General features: G+C 61.6%; 21 protein-coding genes. 20 read left to right on the top strand and 1 reads right to left on the bottom strand.

The genetic code is table 11. From position 1 onward, the window contains the following. Positions 1-8: 8 nt before the first annotated feature. The 4 genes from F560_RS0114740 to fur all read left to right on the top strand — a co-directional run bounded on the left by F560_RS0114740 (position 9) and on the right by fur (position 3,092). Complete coding sequence (locus F560_RS0114740) at positions 9-575, top strand: NUDIX hydrolase (protein ID WP_019006514.1); 567 nt, start codon at positions 9-11, stop codon at positions 573-575. A 1-nt stretch (position 576) separates the two neighbouring features. Next, positions 577-1,761 carry an endonuclease Q family protein gene (locus tag F560_RS0114735; RefSeq protein ID WP_019006513.1) on the top strand — a complete coding sequence of 395 codons (1,185 nt, stop codon included), beginning with the start codon at positions 577-579 and terminating at the stop codon, positions 1,759-1,761. Positions 1,762-1,826: 65 nt separating this feature from the next. Beyond that, the gene (gene spoIIM / locus F560_RS0114730) at positions 1,827-2,477 is read left to right on the top strand and encodes a stage II sporulation protein M (protein ID WP_019006512.1); all 651 of its coding nucleotides are present in this window, start codon (positions 1,827-1,829) and stop codon (positions 2,475-2,477) included. 120 nt (positions 2,478-2,597) lie between these two features. Further along, positions 2,598-3,092 (top strand): ferric iron uptake transcriptional regulator, encoded by a 495-nt coding sequence (fur, locus tag F560_RS0114725; protein WP_019006511.1) that lies wholly within the window; start codon positions 2,598-2,600, stop codon positions 3,090-3,092. A 57-nt stretch (positions 3,093-3,149) separates the two neighbouring features. On the opposite strand, the gene F560_RS0114720 is transcribed toward fur, so the two are convergent. Beyond that, positions 3,150-3,626 (bottom strand): glutathione peroxidase, encoded by a 477-nt coding sequence (locus tag F560_RS0114720; RefSeq protein ID WP_019006510.1) that lies wholly within the window; start codon positions 3,624-3,626, stop codon positions 3,150-3,152. Between the two features lie 126 nt (positions 3,627-3,752). Between F560_RS0114720 and F560_RS0114715 the strand changes: the two genes are divergently transcribed. The 16 genes from F560_RS0114715 to F560_RS23350 all read left to right on the top strand — a co-directional run bounded on the left by F560_RS0114715 (position 3,753) and on the right by F560_RS23350 (position 19,386). Beyond that, entirely contained in the window at positions 3,753-4,202 is a 450-nt protein-coding gene (locus F560_RS0114715; RefSeq protein WP_019006509.1) for a MarR family winged helix-turn-helix transcriptional regulator, read from the top strand. A 268-nt stretch (positions 4,203-4,470) separates the two neighbouring features. Beyond that, a complete protein-coding gene (locus F560_RS0114705; RefSeq protein ID WP_019006507.1) occupies positions 4,471-4,701 on the top strand; it encodes a DUF4227 family protein in 231 nt (76 codons plus the stop codon). A gap of 74 nt (positions 4,702-4,775) precedes the next feature. Further along, entirely contained in the window at positions 4,776-5,693 is a 918-nt protein-coding gene (locus F560_RS0114700; RefSeq protein WP_019006506.1) for a site-specific tyrosine recombinase, read from the top strand. Further along, positions 5,690-6,865: a phosphopentomutase gene (locus F560_RS0114695; RefSeq protein WP_019006505.1), complete on the top strand. Its 1,176-nt coding sequence runs from the start codon at positions 5,690-5,692 to the stop codon at positions 6,863-6,865. The genes F560_RS0114700 and F560_RS0114695 overlap by 4 nt, the downstream gene beginning before the upstream one ends. A gap of 20 nt (positions 6,866-6,885) precedes the next feature. Then, positions 6,886-7,710, top strand: a complete 825-nt coding sequence (locus F560_RS0114690) for a purine-nucleoside phosphorylase (protein ID WP_019006504.1) — start codon at positions 6,886-6,888, stop codon at positions 7,708-7,710. Positions 7,711-7,803: 93 nt separating this feature from the next. Next, positions 7,804-9,114 carry a pyrimidine-nucleoside phosphorylase gene (locus F560_RS0114685; RefSeq protein WP_019006503.1) on the top strand — a complete coding sequence of 437 codons (1,311 nt, stop codon included), beginning with the start codon at positions 7,804-7,806 and terminating at the stop codon, positions 9,112-9,114. Between the two features lie 274 nt (positions 9,115-9,388). Next, positions 9,389-9,940, top strand: coding sequence for a glycerol-3-phosphate responsive antiterminator (locus F560_RS0114680; protein WP_019006502.1), 552 nt, complete (start codon positions 9,389-9,391; stop codon positions 9,938-9,940). A gap of 91 nt (positions 9,941-10,031) precedes the next feature. Beyond that, positions 10,032-11,528, top strand: a complete 1,497-nt coding sequence (gene glpK, locus F560_RS0114675) for a glycerol kinase GlpK (RefSeq protein ID WP_019006501.1) — start codon at positions 10,032-10,034, stop codon at positions 11,526-11,528. Positions 11,529-11,664: 136 nt separating this feature from the next. Then, positions 11,665-13,329, top strand: a complete 1,665-nt coding sequence (locus F560_RS0114670; protein ID WP_019006500.1) for a glycerol-3-phosphate dehydrogenase/oxidase — start codon at positions 11,665-11,667, stop codon at positions 13,327-13,329. 126 nt (positions 13,330-13,455) lie between these two features. Further along, positions 13,456-14,670 carry a D-alanyl-D-alanine carboxypeptidase family protein gene (locus F560_RS0114665; RefSeq protein WP_019006499.1) on the top strand — a complete coding sequence of 405 codons (1,215 nt, stop codon included), beginning with the start codon at positions 13,456-13,458 and terminating at the stop codon, positions 14,668-14,670. Between the two features lie 177 nt (positions 14,671-14,847). Beyond that, positions 14,848-15,201, top strand: coding sequence for an anti-sigma F factor antagonist (gene spoIIAA, locus F560_RS0114660; RefSeq protein WP_019006498.1), 354 nt, complete (start codon positions 14,848-14,850; stop codon positions 15,199-15,201). Further along, positions 15,198-15,647 carry an anti-sigma F factor gene (spoIIAB, locus tag F560_RS0114655; protein ID WP_019006497.1) on the top strand — a complete coding sequence of 150 codons (450 nt, stop codon included), beginning with the start codon at positions 15,198-15,200 and terminating at the stop codon, positions 15,645-15,647. The genes spoIIAA and spoIIAB overlap by 4 nt, the downstream gene beginning before the upstream one ends. Positions 15,648-15,671: 24 nt before the next feature. Then, the gene (gene sigF / locus F560_RS0114650; protein WP_019006496.1) at positions 15,672-16,430 is read left to right on the top strand and encodes an RNA polymerase sporulation sigma factor SigF; all 759 of its coding nucleotides are present in this window, start codon (positions 15,672-15,674) and stop codon (positions 16,428-16,430) included. Between the two features lie 137 nt (positions 16,431-16,567). After that, positions 16,568-17,200, top strand: a complete 633-nt coding sequence (locus tag F560_RS0114645; RefSeq protein WP_019006495.1) for a stage V sporulation protein AA — start codon at positions 16,568-16,570, stop codon at positions 17,198-17,200. Further along, positions 17,172-17,621 (top strand): stage V sporulation protein AB, encoded by a 450-nt coding sequence (locus F560_RS0114640; RefSeq protein WP_019006494.1) that lies wholly within the window; start codon positions 17,172-17,174, stop codon positions 17,619-17,621. Before F560_RS0114645 ends, F560_RS0114640 begins: the two co-directional genes overlap by 29 nt. A gap of 22 nt (positions 17,622-17,643) precedes the next feature. Next, the gene (locus F560_RS23350) at positions 17,644-19,386 is read left to right on the top strand and encodes a spore germination protein (RefSeq protein WP_019006493.1); all 1,743 of its coding nucleotides are present in this window, start codon (positions 17,644-17,646) and stop codon (positions 19,384-19,386) included. Positions 19,387-19,540 lie beyond the last annotated feature (154 nt).

Raw genomic sequence — 19,540 nt, 5'->3', positions numbered from 1 at the left:
ATGGACAAATGGATCGAACGGATGCGAAGCGACATCCTTTTTATGAGGAAACGATAGAAACAAAGCCGATCTTCGAAGGACGAATGATCTCGCTGCAGGTGGATACGGTGCGGCTGCCGAACGGCGAAACCGCGACAAGGGAAATCGTCCGCCATCCGGGAGCGGTTGCCGTGTTCGCCTTGCTGGAGGGCAAGATGCTCGTCGTGGAGCAGTTCCGCAAGCCGCTTGAGCGGGTCGAGGTGGAAATTCCCGCCGGCAAGCTGGAACCGGGCGAGGATCCGGAGCAGGCCGCGCTGCGCGAGCTGGAGGAGGAGACCGGCTACCGGGCGAAGTCCATCCGGCATCTGCAGTCGTTTGCGACCGCGCCGGGCTTTACGGAAGAGGTCATCCATTTGTACTACACGGACGAGCTTACGCCCGGTAAAGTTCATCTGGATGCGGAAGAATTTTTGACCTGCGAAGCGATTACGCTGGAGCAGGCCGAAGCCTACATCCGCGAAGGCCGGATTTACGACGCCAAAACGCTGCTTGCCGTGCAGATGTGGCGCCTCAAGTCGCTGACGGGAGCGTTCTGAAGTGGCGGGATTAAGACGCGTCTTTGCCGATCTGCACGTGCACATCGGCAGCAGCGAGTCCGGCGACGCCGTCAAAATCAGCGCCAGCCGGAACCTGACGTTCCGCTCGATCGCGCAGGAAGCGTCGGAGCGCAAGGGAATCGAGCTGGTGGGCGTGATCGACTGCCATTCTCCGCCGGTGCAGGAGGATATCGCCCGCTGTCTCGACAGCGGCGAAATGGAGGAGCTTGAAGGCGGAGGCATCCGCTACCGCCGGACGGTCATTCTGCTCGGCTGCGAGCTCGAGATTCGGGAGCCCGGGGGCGGTCCGTTTCACCTGCTGGCGTTTTTGCCGACTTTCCGGGCGATGAAGGAATGGACCGAATGGCTGCGGCCGCGCACGGCCAACGTCAGGCTCAGCTCCCAGCGCGTTCGCGCGAGCGCGCGGGAAGTGCAGGCCGAGCTGATCGCGCGGGGCGGGAAGCTGGTTCCGGCGCATGTGTTTACGCCGCACCGGGGGCTGCTCGGCTGCGCGGCCGACCGGCTCGGCGCAAGGCTCGATCCCGGCGGCATCGCCGCCGTCGAGCTGGGCCTGAGCGCCGACAGCGACATGGCGGGCAGGCTGTCCGAGCTGGACCGCTATGCCTTCCTGACCAATTCCGACGCCCATTCCACCCGGATGATCGGCCGGGAATGCAACGAGCTGATGCTCAAGGAGCCTTCGTTCGCCGAATGGGCCATGGCGCTTTCCGGCGAGGGAGGGCGCCGCATTGCGGCCAATATCGGCCTGCATCCGCTGCTCGGCAAGTACCACGGTACGCAGTGCGCCTCCTGCCGAAGGCCGCTGCGGAAGGAGGAGGAGTCCGCCGACGCCTGCCCCGGCTGCGGAAGCAAACGGCTGATCCGGGGCGTAGCCGGCCGCATCGACCGGCTCGCCGACAGGGAAGCGGCGGTCCATCCGCCGCACCGCCCTCCGTACCGCCGCCAGGTTCCGCTCTCCTTCTTTCCGGGGCTCGGTCCCCGCACGTTGGACAAGCTGCTGGACGCTTTCGGCACCGAGATGAACATTTTGCATCTGGTCCCCGAGCATCGTCTTGCCGCCGTTGCGGGCGAAGCGATCGCCTCGCGCATCGTGCGGGCCCGAAGCGGCGACATCGACCTTGCCCCGGGCGCCGGAGGAACCTACGGCAAAGTCCGCGACGCATAAACCTTCCTTGTCCGACATACACATTAACAACAGCAAGGGTCGTCCAGGATGGGGAGGGAGCTTGGGTGAGCGTTCGTCCGTGGAGCCTGTCGGCGCGCGACAACCTGAACTTGTATGTGTTTATCGGCGTGCTGATGCTGACCGGCGCCGTATTCGGCGCGCTGCTTGTCAACGCGCTGACGTTCGAGCAGCAGCAGGGACTGGCGGACGAGCTGAACGCGTATTTGGCGAAAGTGGGAGATCCTTTGTCCTTGCAGGCCGGCGCGGCTTTTTGGGACCGGTTCGGCCTTTATTTCAAATGGCTCGGCTTGATCTGGCTGCTCGGGCTTTCCGTCATCGGGCTGCCGCTTGTGCTTGCGCTCGACTTTATGAAGGGCATGCTGATCGGCTTCACGGTCGGGTCGATCGTCCGGCAGCTGGAATGGAAGGGCGTCGCGGTCTCGCTTGCCGCCATAGCGCCGCAAAACGCGATCGTCGTCCCCGCGCTCATGATCGCCAGCGTTTCGGCTTCGCGCTTCGCCTACTACATCGTTCGCGAACGGCTGTTCCGGAAAAAAGGCAAGCTGCTTCCTCCGTTTCTGCAGCATACGGCCGTCGCGCTGACCATGCTGCTGCTGCTCGGCTGCGCGGCGCTGTACGAAGCGTACCTGTCCCCGATGCTGCTCGAACGCCTGACGGCAATCGTTCCGTCCGGAGCGGAAAGCGTTCCGCGTTAGCGCGAAAGATGCGGAAGACGGGCGATTCGTGCGGAATCCGCGCGAGGAAAGTTTGACTTCGCCAAGGGCCTCCCCCTATAATGGTAGCAAGTGCGCCGTTCGGCTGTAGGGGGAGAGACGATGGAAGCCCGAATTGAGAAAGTGAAACAACAACTGCAAGCGCAGGGCTACAAATTGACTCCGCAGCGGGAAGCGACTGTCCGGGTGCTCCTAGAGAACGAAGAAGACCATCTCAGCGCGGAAGACGTTTTTATGCTTGTAAAGGAAATTGCGCCCGAGATCGGCCTTGCCACGGTATATCGCACGCTGGAACTGTTGAGCGAAATGCATATCGTGGAAAAGCTGAATTTTGGCGACGGGGTTGCCCGTTACGATTTGCGCGCGGAGACGAACAAGCACCATCATCACCACTTGATTTGCGTGCAGTGCGGTTCCATGTCGGAGATTATGGACGACTGGCTGACCCCCCTGGAGGAACGGCTGGAGAAGGAGTACGGTTTTACGGTTCTCGACCACCGTCTCGATTTTCAGGGCATCTGCGCCAAGTGCAACGAAAAGCTGAAAGAACAGGAGGCTGGCGGCAGCTCGGAGGACAAGGTTTCTTCCGAGGTGTGAGCGGCCGGGGGATGCGGCAAAAGCGCCGAAAGCGCGATGCGGCATCCCTTTTAAATTTTACAGCAGCTTTCGGATGTCGCGCTCGATCCGCTCGGGCTTGACGATCGGGGAGTACCGCTTGACGATCCGGCCTTGCCGGTCGACGAGAAACTTCGTGAAATTCCATTTGATCGGCTTGGACCCGAGGAAACCCGGGGCCTGTTCCTTCAAATACCGGTAAAGCGGATGGGCGTCCGGGCCGTTGACGTCGATTTTCGCGAACAAAGGAAACGTCACGCCGTGGTTGATTTGGCACGTTTCCAAAATCTGCGCATTGTTCCCGGGCTCCTGGTTTTTGAACTGGTTGCACGGAAAGCCCAGCACGGCAAGCCCTTTGTCCGCGTACTGCTCGTGAAGCTTCTGCAGGCCTTGAAATTGCGGCGCGAATCCGCATTGCGTGGCGGTGTTGACGATCAGAAGCACTTGGCCTTCGTATTTCGCCAGCTTTTCCGGTTCGCCGCGAATCGTCCGGACTTCGAAGTCGTAAATCGACATGGTTTCCCTCCCCTAAAGAATATGATACAATAAAATTGTATAAAATTAAATTGGAAAGTCAAGAGCCGCCGGCGGGGACCGCCGAGGCTCCGCCATGCGGCTTTGTCATGCGTTCGGGAGGCAGAAATGAAACAGGATGAGCTTCTGAAGCTGGACAACCAGCTTTGTTTTGCGGTTTACGCGTGCACGAGGGAAATCACGAAGCTGTATACCCCTTTGCTGAAAGAACTGGGCCTCACGTATACCCAATACGTAACGCTGTTGGCTTTGTGGGAAAAGGACCGGGTCAGCGTAAAGGAGCTCGGTCAGCGCCTGTACCTGGATTCGGGGACGCTCACCCCGCTGCTCAAAAAGCTGGAATCCCAAGGCTTGGTCGCGAGAACGCGCGATAGCCGGGATGAGCGCAACGTGCTCATCTCCTTGACGGACGAAGGCAGGAAGCTGAAAGAGAAGGCCTGCGGCATTCCCATGGCGATCGTCCGCCAATTGGGCCTTTCGGCGGAGGAGGCGGAGAAGCTTCGGGATGATTTGGCGGATTTGTTGAACAAAATCCAGCTTCGCCATCAGCCGACCTGAAGCCCGCTGCCGCAAACCGGCCCGGCTCCGGCCGGCGGGCCAAGCGGCTGCACGAGAGCGGGTTCGGGCCTTTGAACAGGCGCCTCCATGACGCTTTTAGGCGTCGGAGGCGTTTTTGCTGCGCGCCGGCTTGGCGAAACGACGGCCCAGCTGCTCCGACATCGCCGAAGTCTTCCGCTTGAAGCGCGTTGAGCGCGGACGCTTGGTCTAGTCTTTCTCCCGCTTACATACGGTTGTACTAAAGCAAACCGGAGGGGAGGCGGACAGGTTGAAGGGAATTTCAAGCAGATGGGCGGAACGTCTGCAATTTACGCTCCTTTTTCTCGTCTTGACCGTGCTTATGCATCATTTGTTCGGTTGGATTCACACTTGGCTTTCGCCGGTCGATCCGTACAAAATTCCCGAAGGCGGGGCGGCCAAAGTTTTCCGGGCGGGAGGCGAAGAGGCCGGAACGTCGCCGGCGGATCGCCTCAAGCTGTTTTTTTGGCTGGGGGAATAGAGGGGGAAGGATTCCGCCTTCGGATGTGGAATAAAACACATTGCCGTCATGAACAACGGAAAGGATAACGGGGGATGCAAAACGAAATCGAAGCCTTTATCGGGGATTTGCAGGGAAGGGGATTGGCGGCCAATACGCTCGACGGGTACGGGAGGGATTTGCGCGATCTCGCCGGCGCGCTCAAGGCGCAAGGGATCGCCGACATTCGGGAGGTTCGTCCTTACCACTTGGCGGGCTATTTGCAAAAGCTTCGCGGACAAGCCCGCTCCAATGCGACGCTCTCGAGAAGAGTCGTGTCGATCCGGGCTTTTTTCCATTATCTGCAGTTGACAAAACGAATCGGGGAAAATCCCGCCCTGTCGCTGGAAGCGCCGAAGACGGAGCGGAAAGCGCCGCAGGTGCTCCCGGTGCATGAGGTGGAGAAGCTTCTCGAAGCGCCCCGGACGGACCATCCGGGCGGCATTCGCGACCGGGCGATGCTCGAGCTGCTGTATGCGTGCGGGTTGAGGGTGTCCGAACTGCTTGCGCTGAACGTGGAACATATCCGTCTTGACCTCGGATTTATCGTATGCGTCGGTCCGGGAGGCCGGGAGCGCATGGTGCCGATCGGTCCTGTCTGCGCGGAGTGGATGGCCAAATACTTGACGGAGGCGCGCCCGCAGCTGGTGCGGGAAGGCTCCGCCGAAACGGCTTTGTTCCTGAACCGTCTCGGCGGCCGAATGACGCGGCAGGGCTGCTGGAAGCTGATCAAGAAGATGGCGCGGGAAGCCGGCATTCAATCGGAGTTTACTCCGCATACGCTTCGGCATTCGTTTGCCGCGCATCTGCTTGCGGGCGGTGCGGATTTGCGCGCGGTGCAGGAGATGATGGGGCATGCCGATCCGGCCACTACGCAGCTTTATCAGCCGGCGGCCCGAATCCGGATCAAGGAAGAATACGAGCGTGCCCATCCTAGGGGCGCCGGATCTAAACAAGGGGGTAGAAACAGATGACGTTTCGACGCGTTGCCGTCATCGTGCTGGACAGCGTCGGCATCGGGGCGCTGCCCGACGCGGGCGCCTACGGGGATGCCGGAGCCAATACGCTCGGGCATATCGCGGAGCGGGTGCGCGACCTGCAGCTTCCGAATCTTCGCCGGCTGGGCCTGGCGAACATCGCCCCGATCGCCGATTGGGAGCCGGAGGCGCAGCCGGCCGCCTGCTACGGCAAAATGGCCGAAATCTCGGCCGGCAAAGATACGATGACCGGACACTGGGAACTGATGGGGCTGAAAATCGAGACGCCGTTCCGGACGTTTCCGAACGGATTTCCGGACGCGCTGATCGCGAAGTTCGAAGCCGAAACGGGCCGTTCGGTCATCGGCAACAAGGCGGCTTCGGGCACGGAAATTCTGGAAGAGCTCGGGGAGGAGCAGATGCGCAGCGGCTCCTGGATCGTCTATACGTCCGCGGACAGCGTGTTCCAGATCGCCGCGCACGAGGACATCATCCCGCTGGACGAGCTGTACAGCGCCTGCCGCACGGCGCGCAGGCTGACGATGCACGAGCCCTACACGGTCGGCCGGGTCATCGCCAGGCCCTTCGTGGGCAAGCGGGGCGCGTTCGTCCGGACGCCGAACCGGCACGACTACGCGATCAAGCCGCCGCAGCCGACGGTTCTAAACGCGCTCCAAAAGGGCGGCTACGACGTGATTGCGGTCGGCAAAATCAACGATATTTTCAGCGGAGAAGGCATTACGCGGGCCATTCCGACCAAAAGCAACGCGCACGGCATCGACGTCACGGTCCAAGAGCTGGCCAAGGATTTTCGCGGGCTGCTGTTTACGAATCTGGTCGATTTCGATTCGCTTTACGGACATCGCCGCGACCCGGTCGGCTACGCCCGCGCGCTGGAGGAGTTCGACCGCGCCGTGCCGGCGCTGCTCGAGCGGCTGGGCGACGACGATTTGCTCGTCATTACCGCCGACCACGGCAACGATCCCGTACATACGGGCACGGACCATACGCGGGAATACGTGCCGCTTCTGGCCTTCAGTCCGGCCGTCCGTTCGCCCCGCAGCCTGGGCGTCCGCCGCACGTACGCGGATCTGGCCGCCACGATCGCGGCCAATTTTAGCGTCACGGCTCCCGCATACGGCGACAGCTTTTTGAACGATATTCGATAAATAAGGGAGAGAGCCATAGGATGAGGTATTCCACGAAAAGCGTCGTCGACGAATCGGCGGCCTACATCGCGAAGCTCACCCCGCTCAAGCCTGAAATCGGCCTTATTCTCGGCTCGGGGCTCGGCGTGATCGGCGATGATATGGAGGACGCGGTTACGATTCCATACGGCGATATCCCGCATTTTCCGGTGTCGACCGTGGAAGGGCATGCGGGAGAGCTGGTGATCGGCAAGCTGCAGGGGCGCGCCGTGGCCTTGATGCGGGGGCGGTTCCATATGTACGAAGGCTACGAGCCGGAGCGCACCGCGCTGCCGGTCCGCGTGATGAAGGAGCTGGGCGTCCGGACGCTGCTTGTGACCAACGCGGCGGGCGGCGTCAATTTGTCGTATAAGCCGGGCGATCTGATGATCATCTCCGATCATCTCAATTTGACGGGGCGCAATCCGCTGGTCGGGCCGAACGACAACGCGCTCGGGGTGCGGTTTCCGGACATGTCCGACGCCTACGCCCGCAGGCTCCGGGAGATCGCCAAGGAGACGGCTGCGGAGCTGAACATTCCGGTGCAGGAAGGCGTGTATGCCGGGCTGCTCGGCCCCAACTACGAGACGCCGGCGGAAATCCGCATGCTCCGGGTGCTCGGCGCCGACGCGGTCGGCATGTCGACGGTATCCGAGGTCATCGTGGCCAAGCATGCCGGATTGGACGTGCTGGGCATTTCCTGCATCAGCAACATGGCGGCGGGCATTCTCGATCAGCCGCTGTCGCACGAAGAAGTGATGGAGACGACGGAGCGGGTCAAGTCCCGGTTCATCCAGCTTGTCATGGCGCTGCTGCCGAAGCTGTGACGCGGACGCCGTTTCGATGCCGGACGCAGGGTCCGGCGTTTCGTTCACGTTTAACCGACGGGTTTTACACGCTGCCGAAGGAGGCGAAAGCGCATGCGCATGGTGGAGATCATTCGGAAAAAAAGATCGGGCGCCGAGCTGTCGAGCGAGGAAATCCGGTTCGTGGTCGAAGGGGTCGTGTCGGGCGCCATTCCGGATTACCAGACGTCGGCTTGGCTGATGGCGGTTTGCTTCGCCGGGATGAGCGACCGCGAGACGGCCGAGCTGACGCTCGCCATGGCCGATTCGGGGGACCGGGTCGATCTGTCGGCCATTCGCGGCGTCAAGGTGGACAAGCACAGCACGGGCGGCGTCGGAGACAAAACGACCTTGATTCTGGGTCCCATGGTCGCCGCCTGCGGCGTGCCGGTCGCGAAGATGAGCGGGCGCGGACTCGGCCATACCGGCGGCACGATCGACAAACTGGAAGCGATCCCCGGCTTTCGCACCGAGCTCGACCGCGAGCGGTTCTTCGCGCAGGTGAATGAAATCGGCGTTTCCGTCATCGGCCAGAGCGGCAACATCGCGCCGGCGGACAAGAAGCTGTACGCCCTGCGGGACGTCACCGGAACGGTCGAGTCGATTCCGCTGATCGCCAGTTCCGTCATGAGCAAAAAAATCGCGGCCGGAGCCGATGCGATATTGCTCGACGTCAAGTTCGGCAGCGGCGCCTTCATGAAGACGCCGGAAGACGCCAGAGCGCTCGCGCGGGCGATGGTCGCCATCGGCCGGGAGGTCGGCCGGCGCACGGTGGCGGCGATTACCGATATGGATCAGCCGCTCGGCCGCGCCGTCGGCAACGCGCTGGAGGTGCGGGAGGCGATCGGCGTGCTGCGCGGCGAAGGACCGGACGATCTGCGCGAGCTGTGCCTCGAACTGGGCGGACATATGCTGGTGCTGGGCGGCCAAGCGGAAGACGCGGCCGGCGCCCGCCGGCGGCTCGAGGCGGCTCTCGCTTCGGGCGCGGCGCTTGAGAAGTTCGCCGCTCTCGTCAAGGCGCAGGGCGGCGACCCGGCGGTGGCGGAGCGGCCGGAGTCGCTGCTGCCGCAGGCCAAGCTGCGCCTTCCCGTTGCCGCCGCGGCGGACGGGTATGTGCACGGCATCGACGCGGAAAGCGTCGGCCTGGCTGCGATGCGTCTCGGCGCGGGCCGTGCGGCCAAGGACGATGCGATCGACTACGCGGTCGGCGTCGAGCTCGTCCGCAAGCGGGGCGAGCGCGTGCGGGCCGGGGACACGCTGGCGTATCTGCATGCGCAAGAAGACGGCGCAACCGCCGGCGAAGCGGCGCGGCTGCTGGCCGCGGCTTACCGGATCGGCGGGGAAGCGCCGGAGAAGCGGCCGCTGATCTACGAGATCATTTCGTAATCGTCGGCGGCAGGTTCGCGTACTCGGCAAAGGCCGGCGGTTAGCCTTTCGGATCGCGGACCGGCGCATGACGGGCAATCGGCCTAAAGCGCGGAAATTCGCCTCGAAATCTTTCGACCGTATGGAAATTCAGGAAAAAATGTAGTACGATAACGTTAACAAGTTTATATCCGGTTGGAGAATCCTTGGAGAAACCGCGGCGCCGTTCCCCGTCCTTTCGGGCGGGGCTGTTTAACCGCGGTTTCTTTTTATTTGGATTGGGGGGGCGATTGTATTGGACTTCGGTGCGCAGCGCATACTGCCCGCCGTCCGCAAGCTGAAGGATCTGGAGTCGCTGCTTCAGACTCAAGTCTCTTATATCGTGCTGCTCGGAGGCCACCTGGGGCAAATGGCACCGATCGTCAATCTGGCCCGTAGCCACGGCAAGCGGGTGCTGCTGCACGCAGACCTGATCGACGGACTTAAAAACGACGAATACGCGGCGGAGTTTTTGTGCCAGCAAGTCCGGCCGGCGGGCCTGATCTCGACGCGGGCTTCGACCATCCGGAAAGCGAAGCAGAACAAGCTGATCGCGATCCAGCGGCTGTTCTTGATCGATTCGAGCGCGCTCGAGCAAAGCTACGCGCTGATCGAGAAGACGCAGCCGGACTATCTGGAGGTGCTTCCGGGGATTATGCCGCAGCTCATCGCCGAAGTGAAAGCGAATTCAGGATTGCCGGTCATCGCCGGAGGCCTGATCCGCACCCGGCAGGATGCCGAGCGGGCGCTGGAAGCGGGAGCGGCGGCCGTGACCACGTCGCGGCGGGAGCTTTGGCAGCTTCCCTGACGACAGCCGAATGAATTCAGTTATGGTTGGCTGAAAGCCTTTTATCCGGCGCGGCCGAACAAAAAACGCAAACATGGGCAGAGGTGAAACGATGGACGCTTATATTCTTACGTTGGATCAAGGGACGACAAGCACGCGGGCGATGCTGATCGACCGGCGGGGCGCGGTCGTGAACGTCGCGCAGCAGCCGCTGGAGCTTCATTATCCTCATCCCGGCTGGGTGGAGGCCGACGCGGAACGGATCTTCGATTCGGCTGTCGCCGTCGTCCGCGAGGTGCTGGGCAAAACCGGGATCGGACCCGGACAAATCGCCGCCGTCGGCATCACCAATCAGCGGGAGACGACGGTTGTATGGGATAAGCAAACCGGCGTCCCGGTCCGCAACGCGATCGTGTGGCAGTCGCGGCAGACGGCGGAGATGTGCGAAGCGTTGCGCAAGGCGGGGTACGAGGAGACGATCCGCGCCAAGACGGGGCTTGTCCTCGATCCGTATTTTTCCGGGACGAAAATCGCCTGGCTGCTGGATCAGATTCCGGACGGCAGAGAGCGGGCTGCCCGCGGCGAATTGCTGTTCGGCACAATCGACACGTGGCTGATCTGGAAGCTGACGCGGGGCGCCGTGCATGCCACGGACGCGTCCAACGCTTCAAGGACGCTGCTGTTCAACATTCGCGAGCGCAGATGGGACGAGGAGCTGCTGTCCATTCTTGGCGTGCCGGAGGCGATGTTGCCCGAAGTGCGGCCGTCCTCCGGCAGCTTCGGCGAAATCGCCAAGGAGTGGTTCGGCGCCGCCATTCCGATCTCGGGAGTGGCCGGAGACCAGCAAGCGGCGCTGTTCGGGCAATGCTGCTTTGAGCGGGGCAGCGTCAAGAACACGTACGGCACGGGCTGCTTCATGCTGATGAATACGGGGGACGTTCCCATCGCCTCCAGCCACGGCCTGTTGACGACGATCGCCTGGGAAATGGACGGAAAGGCCGAGTACGCGCTGGAGGGCAGCGTTTTCATCGCGGGTGCGGCTTTGCAATGGCTGCGCGACGGACTCAAGATGATCGAATCCGCTCCGGAAGCGGAAATGTACGCCCGGCAGGTAAGCGGGACCGACGGCGTTGTCGTCGTCCCGGCGTTTGTCGGGCTGGGGACGCCGTACTGGGACAGCGAGGCCCGCGGCGCCGTATTCGGCCTGACCCGGGGAACGGAGCGGGCGCATTTCGTCCGGGCCGTATTGGAATCGCTGGCCTATCAGACCAAAGACGTGCTGGAAGCCATGGTGCGGGATTCCGGCTTTCCGCTGGCGTCGCTGTGCGCCGACGGAGGGGCTTCGGCGAGCGACTGGCTGATGCAGTTCCAGAGCGATCTGGCGGCGGTGCCGATCGAGCGTCCCGCCGAGAGGGAGACGACGGCGATGGGCGCCGCCTACTTGGCGGGCCTGGCCGCGGGATTCTGGAGCGGCAAGGATGAAATCAAGCGCTTGCGCGCGGTCGACCGGAAGTTCGTTCCGTCGATGCCCGCGGAAGAACGGGACCGGCTGTACCGCAACTGGCAGTTGGCCGTTCAGGCGACCATGGCATTCAAACCGCAATTGTAATATAATAATAGCGAACAAGTTCATATCCGGTTGGAGATCTTTTTGGAGAAACCGCGGTGTTCGTTCCCTGCCCGAATTCGGTGCCGGGAGGGTTTGCTGCGGTTTCTTTTTTTATTTCGAAAGGAGTCGAACAAAGATGAAATACCCGTTTTCCGTTACCCGTCGCAGCAGCATTCTGTCCGAAATGCAGGAGCAGACGGTCGATCTGCTCATTATCGGCGGAGGCATTACCGGCGCCGGGATCGCCCTGGATGCCGCTTCAAGGGGCATGCGCGCGGCGCTGGTGGAAATGCAGGACTTCGCGGCGGGAACGTCGAGCCGCTCGACCAAGCTGGTGCACGGAGGCCTTCGCTACTTGAAGCAGCTGGAGATCGGCGTCGTCGCCGAAGTGGGAAAAGAGCGCGCCATCGTCTACGAGAACGGCCCGCACGTCACGACGCCGGAGTGGATGCTGCTTCCGCTGTATGCCGGCGGCACGTTCGGGAAATTTTCCACGTCGCTCGGCTTGCGCCTGTACGATTATTTGGCCGGCGTCAAAAAAGAGGAACGCCGCCATATGCTCGGGCCGAACGAGACGCTCGCCAAGGAGCCGCTGCTGAAGCGCGACGGCTTGAAGGGCAGCGGCTATTACGTCGAATACCGGACGGACGATGCGCGGCTTACGATCGAGGTAATGAAAAAGGCGGCCGAGCTGGGCGCTCTTGCCGTCAACTACGCGCGGGCCGAATCGTTTATCTACGAAGCGGGTAAGCTCCGGGGCGCGATCGTTCGCGATCTGCTCGGCGGGGCGACGTATGCGGTCCGGGCGCGCGCGGTCGTGAACGCGACAGGGCCGTGGGTCGACGGGGTGCGGGAGATGGACCGCTCCAAGCGGGGCAAGACGCTGAGGCTGACGAAGGGCGTCCATCTCGTGTTCGACCAAGGGCGGTTTCCGCTGCGCCAGGCGATTTACTTCGACACGCCCGACGGGCGGATGGTGTTCGCGATTCCCCGCGACGGCAAGACGTACGTCGGCACGACGGATACCGATTACGCGGGCGATACGGCGCTGCCGCGCATGACCGAAGCGGACCGGAAGTATTTGCTGGACGCCGCCAATTATATGTTTCCGCAGCTTAAGCTGACCGCGGACGACGTGGAGTCGAGCTGGGCCGGGCTACGCCCGCTCATTCAGCAGGAGGGCAAGAGCCCGTCCGAAATCTCCCGGCGGGATGAAATCTTCGTGTCGGAATCGGGCCTCATCTCGATCGCTGGCGGCAAGCTGACGGGTTACCGCAAAATGGCGGAATCGGTCGTGGACGCCGCGGTCAAAACGTTGAGCGCGGCGGGCGAAGCGTCGTTCGGCCCGTCGCGCACGCGGGAGCTTCCGATTTCCGGCGGCGACGTCGGCGGGTCCGCCGGCTGGGAGCGGTACGCGGCGAAGGCGGCCGGCGAAGGGGCGAAGCTCGGCTTTGAGCCGGCGGATGCGGAGGCGATCGCGCGGCGCTACGGCTCCAACGCGTCCAAGGTGTTCGCGTACGCGGACCGGGCGCGGGAGCTGGAGAAGCGTTACGGGCTTCCCGTGCGGATCGGGGCGGAGCTGCTGTATGCGATCGAAGCCGAAATGGCCGCGACGCCCGCGGATTTTCTCATCCGGCGCACGAGCAGGCTGTTTTTCGATATCGCTTCCGTCCGCCGTTGGAAAGACCATGTCGCGGCCGCGATGGGCGGCGAATTGAACTGGACGGACGAGCAGCTTCACGCTTTCGCCGCCGAAATGGATAAGCGGCTGGAGGAGGCGACTCGCCCGGCGGCGGAATGACGGGCGGCAGCATGACGGGCGGCGGACCGGAATAAGGCTGGAATAATTTGTTCATCTCCGGGGAAAACTGTTTGGAAGCGAAAACCAAGCCATTACAAGTCTTTTCCGGAGGGGAACGAATCCACCATGAACGCATCTCGCAACCGTCCATGGACGCGAACGTTGGCGGCGGTGTTGTTGTCGGCGTCAACGGCCGTATTTGCGATCCAACCGAATCAAGCGTTGGCCGAGGAAGGCAAGGCCAATCCGAACCGTCCGCAGACCGAACTCGCCCAGTCCGCGCGTTCCGCGATTTTGATGGATGCGGACAGCGGAACCGTAATCTACGAGAAGAACAGCCAGGAGCCGCTGCCGCCCGCCAGCATTACGAAAATCATGACGATGCTGCTCGTCATGGAAGCGATCGACGAGGGCCGGCTCAAGCTGACGGATCCCGTACAGACCAGCGAGTATGCCGCATCGATGGGCGGTTCGCAAATTTTTCTGGAGCCCGGCGAACAGATGACCGTGGAGGATATGCTCAAAGGCGTGGCGCTCGCCTCCGGCAACGACGCGTCGGTTGCGCTTGCCGAGAAGCTCGCCGGCAGCGAGGAGGAATTCGTCAAGCTCATGAACGAGAAGGCGAAGGAGCTGGGCATGACGAATACGAAATTCGTCAACTGCAACGGGCTGCCGGCCCAGGGCCACGTCTCCTCCGCCCGGGACATCGCGCTGATGTCGCGGGAGCTGCTCAAGCATGAGGCCATTACGAAGTATACGGGCATGTACCAGGATTATTTGCGCAAGGATTCGCCCAAGCCGTTCTGGCTGGTCAATACGAACAAGCTGGTGCGCTTTTATCACGGAGCGGACGGGCTGAAGACCGGCTTTACGGGCGAGGCGAAATTCTGCCTGTCGGCGACGGCCCGCCGCGACAATCTGCGCCTGATCGCGGTCGTCCTGGGCGAGCCCGATACGAAAACCCGGAACGCGGAGGTTTCGAAAATGTTCGATTACGCGTTCGCCCAATTTACAAACGTGCCGATTTACAAGAAGGGCGACGTCATCGGAACGCTGAAGGTGGAGAAAGGGAAGAAGGCCAACCTTCCGCTTGTCGCGCAGCGTTCCTACAGCGTGCTGGTCCGCAAAGGCGACGCCGGATCGAACATCCGCCACGAGCTGGTGCTTGACAGCGGCGTAGTCGCGCCGGTGAAGGCCGGACAGCGGGTCGGCAAGGTGATCGTCTACCGCGGCCCCGAGGTGATGACCGAATTTGCGGTCGAAGCGCCGGAAAACGTCGGCCGCGCGGGCTGGTGGACGCTGTTCAAGCGTTCGGCCGGCAAGCTGTTCATGACAAATTGACCGGGCTTACGGGCGGTGCGACGGTTTGGCGTCCCCGCCTCTTTGCCGTATTTTGTCGCGTGGACAGGGGCTGCTTCTAGTTTTGTCGGAGGGCAGGAATGAAGCTTGCCGCCGTAGAATTGGGAGTGTAACAGCCGGGGAACAGCGCCGGGGAAGCTGGATGAGAGGAGAATCGGCATGAGTTTGCAAGTGGAGCTGGAGCAGCATCGCAACGTGCTCATCGTTCGCTTGAGAGGGGAATTGGATCACCATACCGCGGATATCGTCCGTTTCAAAATGGAGGATGCGATTTTGCGCGGCCGCTGCGAGCATGTGTTGCTCAGTTTGAAAGATTTGCAGTTTATGGACAGCTCCGGCCTTGGCGTCATTCTGGGCCGGTACAAGCTGATCAAAAGCCGCGGAGGCCGAATGGTCGTATGCGATACGCACGCGAACGTCAAGCGGCTGTTCGAACTGTCGGGTTTGTTCAAGATCATCTCCTTCTACGACACGGAACGTTCGGCGCTGGCCAGTCTGGAGGTCGTATCATGAGCGCAGCGAATAATTTTATGAAACTCTCGTTCGCAAGCCGTTCGGAAAACGAAGCTTTCGCGCGCGTTGCGGTCGCCGCCTTCGTTGCGCAGCTCGACCCGACGATGGAACAACTGAACGACATCAAGACGGTCGTGTCGGAAGCGGTGACGAATGCGATCATTCACGGTTACGAGAACGATCCGTCGGGGGTGGTCACCGTCGAAGCCGCAATCGAAGGAGACACCGTCTCGATTACGGTCAGCGACGAGGGACGGGGGATCGAGGACATCGAGTTGGCCCGCCAGCCGCTTTATACGTCGCGCCCCGAGCTGGAAAGGTCGGGGATGGGCTTTACGATCATCGAAAACTTCATGGACGAATTCGAAGTGGCCAGCGAACCGGGCAAAGGCACGCAGCTCCGGATGAAAAAGCGCATCGAATCCAAAAAAGCGTTGTACAATTAAAACCGCGCGGCAGGGGTTGGAAGCATGGAACGGGAAGCGAAGCGAACGTCGCCGCCGGGGTATCTGGACGATGCGGAAGTGAAGCGCCTGATTGCGCTCAGCCAATCCGGAGACAGCGCGGCGAGGGAAACGTTGGTATCGAACAATATCCGGCTTGTTTGGTCCGTCGTTCAGCGGTTCGCGGGACGCGGCTACGATGCGGAGGATTTGTTTCAGATCGGCTGTATCGGACTGCTCAAGTCGGTCGACAAATTCGACCTGGGATACGACGTCAAATTTTCCACCTATGCGGTGCCCATGATCATCGGCGAAATCCAGCGTTTTTTGCGGGACGACGGCACGCTTAAAGTGAGCCGGTCGCTGAAGGAGATGGCCAACCGCATCCGCAAGGCGAAGGACGAGCTGTCCAAGCGGCTCGGCCGCCAGCCGACGATCGGCGAGGTTGCGGAAGAGATCGGCACGACGCCGGAAGACATCGTCTTCGCGCAGGAAGCGAACAAGCCTCCCGCCTCCATCCACGAGACGGTGTTCGAGAACGACGGCGATCCGATTACGCTCATGGATCAGATCGCCGACGATACGCAGGAGAAATGGTTCGACAAAATGGCGTTGACCCAAGCGATCCAAAGCTTGAACGACCGGGAGCGGCTGATCGTGTTTCTGCGGTATTTCCGCGACCAGACCCAGTCCGAGGTCGCCAGCCGGCTTGGCATCTCCCAGGTGCAGGTGAGCCGGCTGGAGAAAAAAATCCTGCAAAACATCAAAGACCAAATCGCCCAATAACGGGCCGGGGACGCTTAGCCGAGCGCTTTGCGTCCCCGGCGTTTTTTTTGCGCCCGAACGTCTCATACTACAGAATATGTCTGCGCCGGCTGCGGCTGGCATTCCGACGCGAAAGATGCGGAAGGGAGGAGCAGCGGATGGATCAAACGATATATTTGCGTCTGCGGCGCCGGATCGTCGTGCCGCCGGAAGCGGAAATCACGCTCGGCGACGTCGCGGTCCTGGAAACCGGACCGGCGCTGAAGGAACGTCTTGCGTCTTTGCCTCTGCTGCGGGTAAAGCCCGCGGACGGCAGCCTGCTTGTCATCGACATGCTGCTGATCGTCCGCAAAATCCGCGAAGCATGGCCGGACGCCGTTGTGGAAACGTTCGGCGAACCCCATGTGCTGGTCGAGGTGGCGGATGGAGGCAAGGTGAAGCCGAGGCGGGCGCTCTTGGTCGTTGCCTGGCTCGTGCTGTTTTTCGGCTCCGGCATGACGATCATCAATTTTCATGCGGACGTGGACATGCCCGAAGTTCAGAAAAGAATCACCGAGCTGATGACCGGGAAGAGGGAATGGCACCCCTGGCTGTTTCAAATCCCGTATTCGCTCGGCCTCGGACTGGGGATGCTGCTGTTTTTCAACCGCCTGTTCCGGCGCAGGTTAAACGACGAACCGAACCCGCTCGAGGTGGAAATGTTCATGTATCAGGAAAACGTCAATCACTACGTCATTACCGAAGAGTACCGCAAACAACACGATGCCGAAGGCGGCCGGCGCCGTGCGTGAGCTGTTGGGCGGCATCGGCCTGGCCGTGGCCGGACTTGCGGGCGGGGTTGCGGTCGGGAGCGCTTTTGTCGCCCTGCTGATCGTGCTGGACGTCGTTCCCCGGCTCGTGCAGCTGACGCGCGCTTACCGGCGCTCGGCCGTTTTCGAATCGGCGCTGCTGCTGGGCACGTTGTACTGGAGCTCGGCCGATCTGTTCCGCTGGGTAACGCCGCTGCCCCGTTTGTCCCTGCTTCTGCCGTCCGCGCTCAGCGGCATCTTCGTCGGCATGATGGCGGCCGCCTTGACGGAAGTGCTCAACGTCATTCCGATTTTCGCCAAACGGCTCGGGCTGGACCGTTTTTTGTTCGCGCTGCTGATCGCGATGGTGCTCGGCAAGATGGCGGGATCAATCGTGGACTGGCTGCTTTTGCAGCCCAAATGAGACCGGAAAGGAAAGGGATTCGATGGAAACGACCGGGCAGGAAGACAAGAACATGGAGAAAAAGTCCTGGATGCCGGAGCCGAACGAGGGCTTATCCGGCGATAGGGACGGAATGCCGGCGCTGAAGCGGCCGAAGAAAATCGGGGAGCCGCCGCAGCAAGACGGGACTCCGAGAGAGGATGGGGGGGCGGACCGTCAGGCGGATGCCGGGAGGGCGGATCGTCAAGCGGATGCCGGGAAGGCGGAAAGGCAAGCGGATGCCGGCAAGCCCGGCGGAGGAGGCGGACAAACCGTGCAGGAGGTTCCGCCGGACGACCGAATCTCCCCGAACATGGACGAATGGACGAACCAGCTCCGCAAGCGCATCGGCCTGGAAATCAACTTCGACGTTCAGCTGCGGCAAATGACGTTCGGAGAGCGGAAGACGGGCATCCTTTTTCTCAGCTCGCTTGCGAAAGATACCTCGCTGACCGAAATCATAAAGCGCCTGACGTTTCTGGAGCCCGATTCGCTGAGCCAGGATGCGCTGGAATCTTTTTTCACCCACTACATCCCGGCGATCCAAGTCCGCAAATCCCGCTCGATGGCCGAAATGATCAACGACGTCATGATGGGCAACTCGGCCTTCTACGTGGAAGGCGAAGACACGGTCATGCTCATCGACGTCAAAAACTATCCGACCCGCACTCCGGACGAGCCGGTGCTGGAGAAGGTGGTGCGGGGAAGCAAGGACGGCTTTGTCGAAACGCTGCTCACCAACGTGGCTCTCATCCGCCGGCGGCTCCGCGATCCGAAGCTGCGGTTCGAAATCTTGAAAGTCGGCACGCGGACGAAGACGGACGTGGCGATCGGGTATATCGAGGATATCGCGGACCGCAATCTGGTCGAGTCGGTGCGCGACAAGATCAAGGCGATCAACATCGACGGCATTCCGTTGGCGGACAAGCAGCTTGAAGAAATGACCGTCAAGTCGGGCTGGAATCCGTTCCCGCTCGTGCGGTATTCGGAACGGCCCGACGTCGTCGCCTCGCATCTGCTGGACGGCAGCGTAACGCTGATCGTCGACACGTCGCCGAGCCTTGTCCTGCTGCCGACGACGTATTTCGATCTCGTGCAGCACGCCGAGGAAAACCGCCAAAGCCCGTTTATCGGCACGTATTTGCGGTGGGTGCGTTTTTTCGGCATGCTGGCGTCGGTGTTCATGCTGCCGCTTTGGTATCTGTACGCGCAGAATCCTCAGCTAAGACCGGGCTGGCTCTGGTTCATCGGCGCGGACAAACTCGGCGATCTGCCGCTGATTCTGCAGTTTCTGCTGGTCGAAGTCGGCGTCGACGTCATGCGGCTCGCCTCGGTGCACACGCCCGCTCCGCTTGTGACGGCGATGTCGCTGATCTCGGCCATCCTGATCGGTGACATCGCGGTGAAGACCGGACTGTTCATCAACGAGGTCATTCTGTACATGGCGGTTGCCGCGGTCGGCATGTTCGCTACGCCCAGCTACGAGCTCGGGATCGCCAACCGGATCGTGCGGATTGCGCTGCTGCTTTCCGCCTTTTTGTTCAACATTCCCGGGTTCGTGGTTTGCGCCACGCTGATTTTCGTCTCGCTGGTATTCGTGCGCTCCTTCAACGTGCCGTATTTGTGGCCGCTTGTTCCGTTTAACTTAAACGCCTTGCTGTCCGTCCTGTTCAGGCGTCCGCTGCCCAGAAACCGATATCGCCCTTCCATCAACCGGGTTCGGGACAACGAAAGGCAGCCGGGATAAGGCAAACGGACGGCACGCCTGACGGACGAATGCAAATGTTTTGGCATTTCCTCCATTTCCCCTCGCGGCGATTTTCGGATATACTCAGGGTAAATTGCGAATTTACCGGATTCGGGGCTCTTTGCGGTCCGGCCTGTCAATCCGAACTTTATTT

It is taken from the genome of Cohnella laeviribosi DSM 21336 (genome assembly GCF_000378425.1).
In the GTDB taxonomy this organism is placed as follows: Bacteria; Bacillota; Bacilli; order Paenibacillales; family Paenibacillaceae; genus Cohnella; species Cohnella laeviribosi.
Note: the sequence above shows the minus strand (reverse complement) of the source record. Positions and strands in the feature narration are given on the sequence as shown.

Bases quoted from the DNA above. Each gene is read 5' to 3' on its own strand.
- sigF (WP_019006496.1), top strand. From the start codon at position 15,672: ATGGAACGGGAAGCGAAGCGAACGTCGCCGCCGGGGTATCTGGACGAT.
- F560_RS0114690 (WP_019006504.1), top strand. From the start codon at position 6,886: ATGAGGTATTCCACGAAAAGCGTCGTCGACGAATCGGCGGCCTACATC.
- F560_RS0114720 (WP_019006510.1), bottom strand. From the start codon at position 3,626: ATGTCGATTTACGACTTCGAAGTCCGGACGATTCGCGGCGAACCGGAA.
- F560_RS0114670 (WP_019006500.1), top strand. From the start codon at position 11,665: ATGAAATACCCGTTTTCCGTTACCCGTCGCAGCAGCATTCTGTCCGAA.
- F560_RS0114645 (WP_019006495.1), top strand. From the start codon at position 16,568: ATGGATCAAACGATATATTTGCGTCTGCGGCGCCGGATCGTCGTGCCG.
- F560_RS23350 (WP_019006493.1), top strand. From the start codon at position 17,644: ATGGAAACGACCGGGCAGGAAGACAAGAACATGGAGAAAAAGTCCTGG.
- F560_RS0114740 (WP_019006514.1), top strand. From the start codon at position 9: ATGGATCGAACGGATGCGAAGCGACATCCTTTTTATGAGGAAACGATA.
- F560_RS0114665 (WP_019006499.1), top strand. From the start codon at position 13,456: ATGAACGCATCTCGCAACCGTCCATGGACGCGAACGTTGGCGGCGGTG.
- fur (WP_019006511.1), top strand. From the start codon at position 2,598: ATGGAAGCCCGAATTGAGAAAGTGAAACAACAACTGCAAGCGCAGGGC.
- F560_RS0114715 (WP_019006509.1), top strand. From the start codon at position 3,753: ATGAAACAGGATGAGCTTCTGAAGCTGGACAACCAGCTTTGTTTTGCG.
- F560_RS0114695 (WP_019006505.1), top strand. From the start codon at position 5,690: ATGACGTTTCGACGCGTTGCCGTCATCGTGCTGGACAGCGTCGGCATC.
- F560_RS0114640 (WP_019006494.1), top strand. From the start codon at position 17,172: ATGCCGAAGGCGGCCGGCGCCGTGCGTGAGCTGTTGGGCGGCATCGGC.
- F560_RS0114700 (WP_019006506.1), top strand. From the start codon at position 4,776: ATGCAAAACGAAATCGAAGCCTTTATCGGGGATTTGCAGGGAAGGGGA.
- spoIIAA (WP_019006498.1), top strand. From the start codon at position 14,848: ATGAGTTTGCAAGTGGAGCTGGAGCAGCATCGCAACGTGCTCATCGTT.
- F560_RS0114685 (WP_019006503.1), top strand. From the start codon at position 7,804: ATGCGCATGGTGGAGATCATTCGGAAAAAAAGATCGGGCGCCGAGCTG.
- spoIIAB (WP_019006497.1), top strand. From the start codon at position 15,198: ATGAGCGCAGCGAATAATTTTATGAAACTCTCGTTCGCAAGCCGTTCG.
- glpK (WP_019006501.1), top strand. From the start codon at position 10,032: ATGGACGCTTATATTCTTACGTTGGATCAAGGGACGACAAGCACGCGG.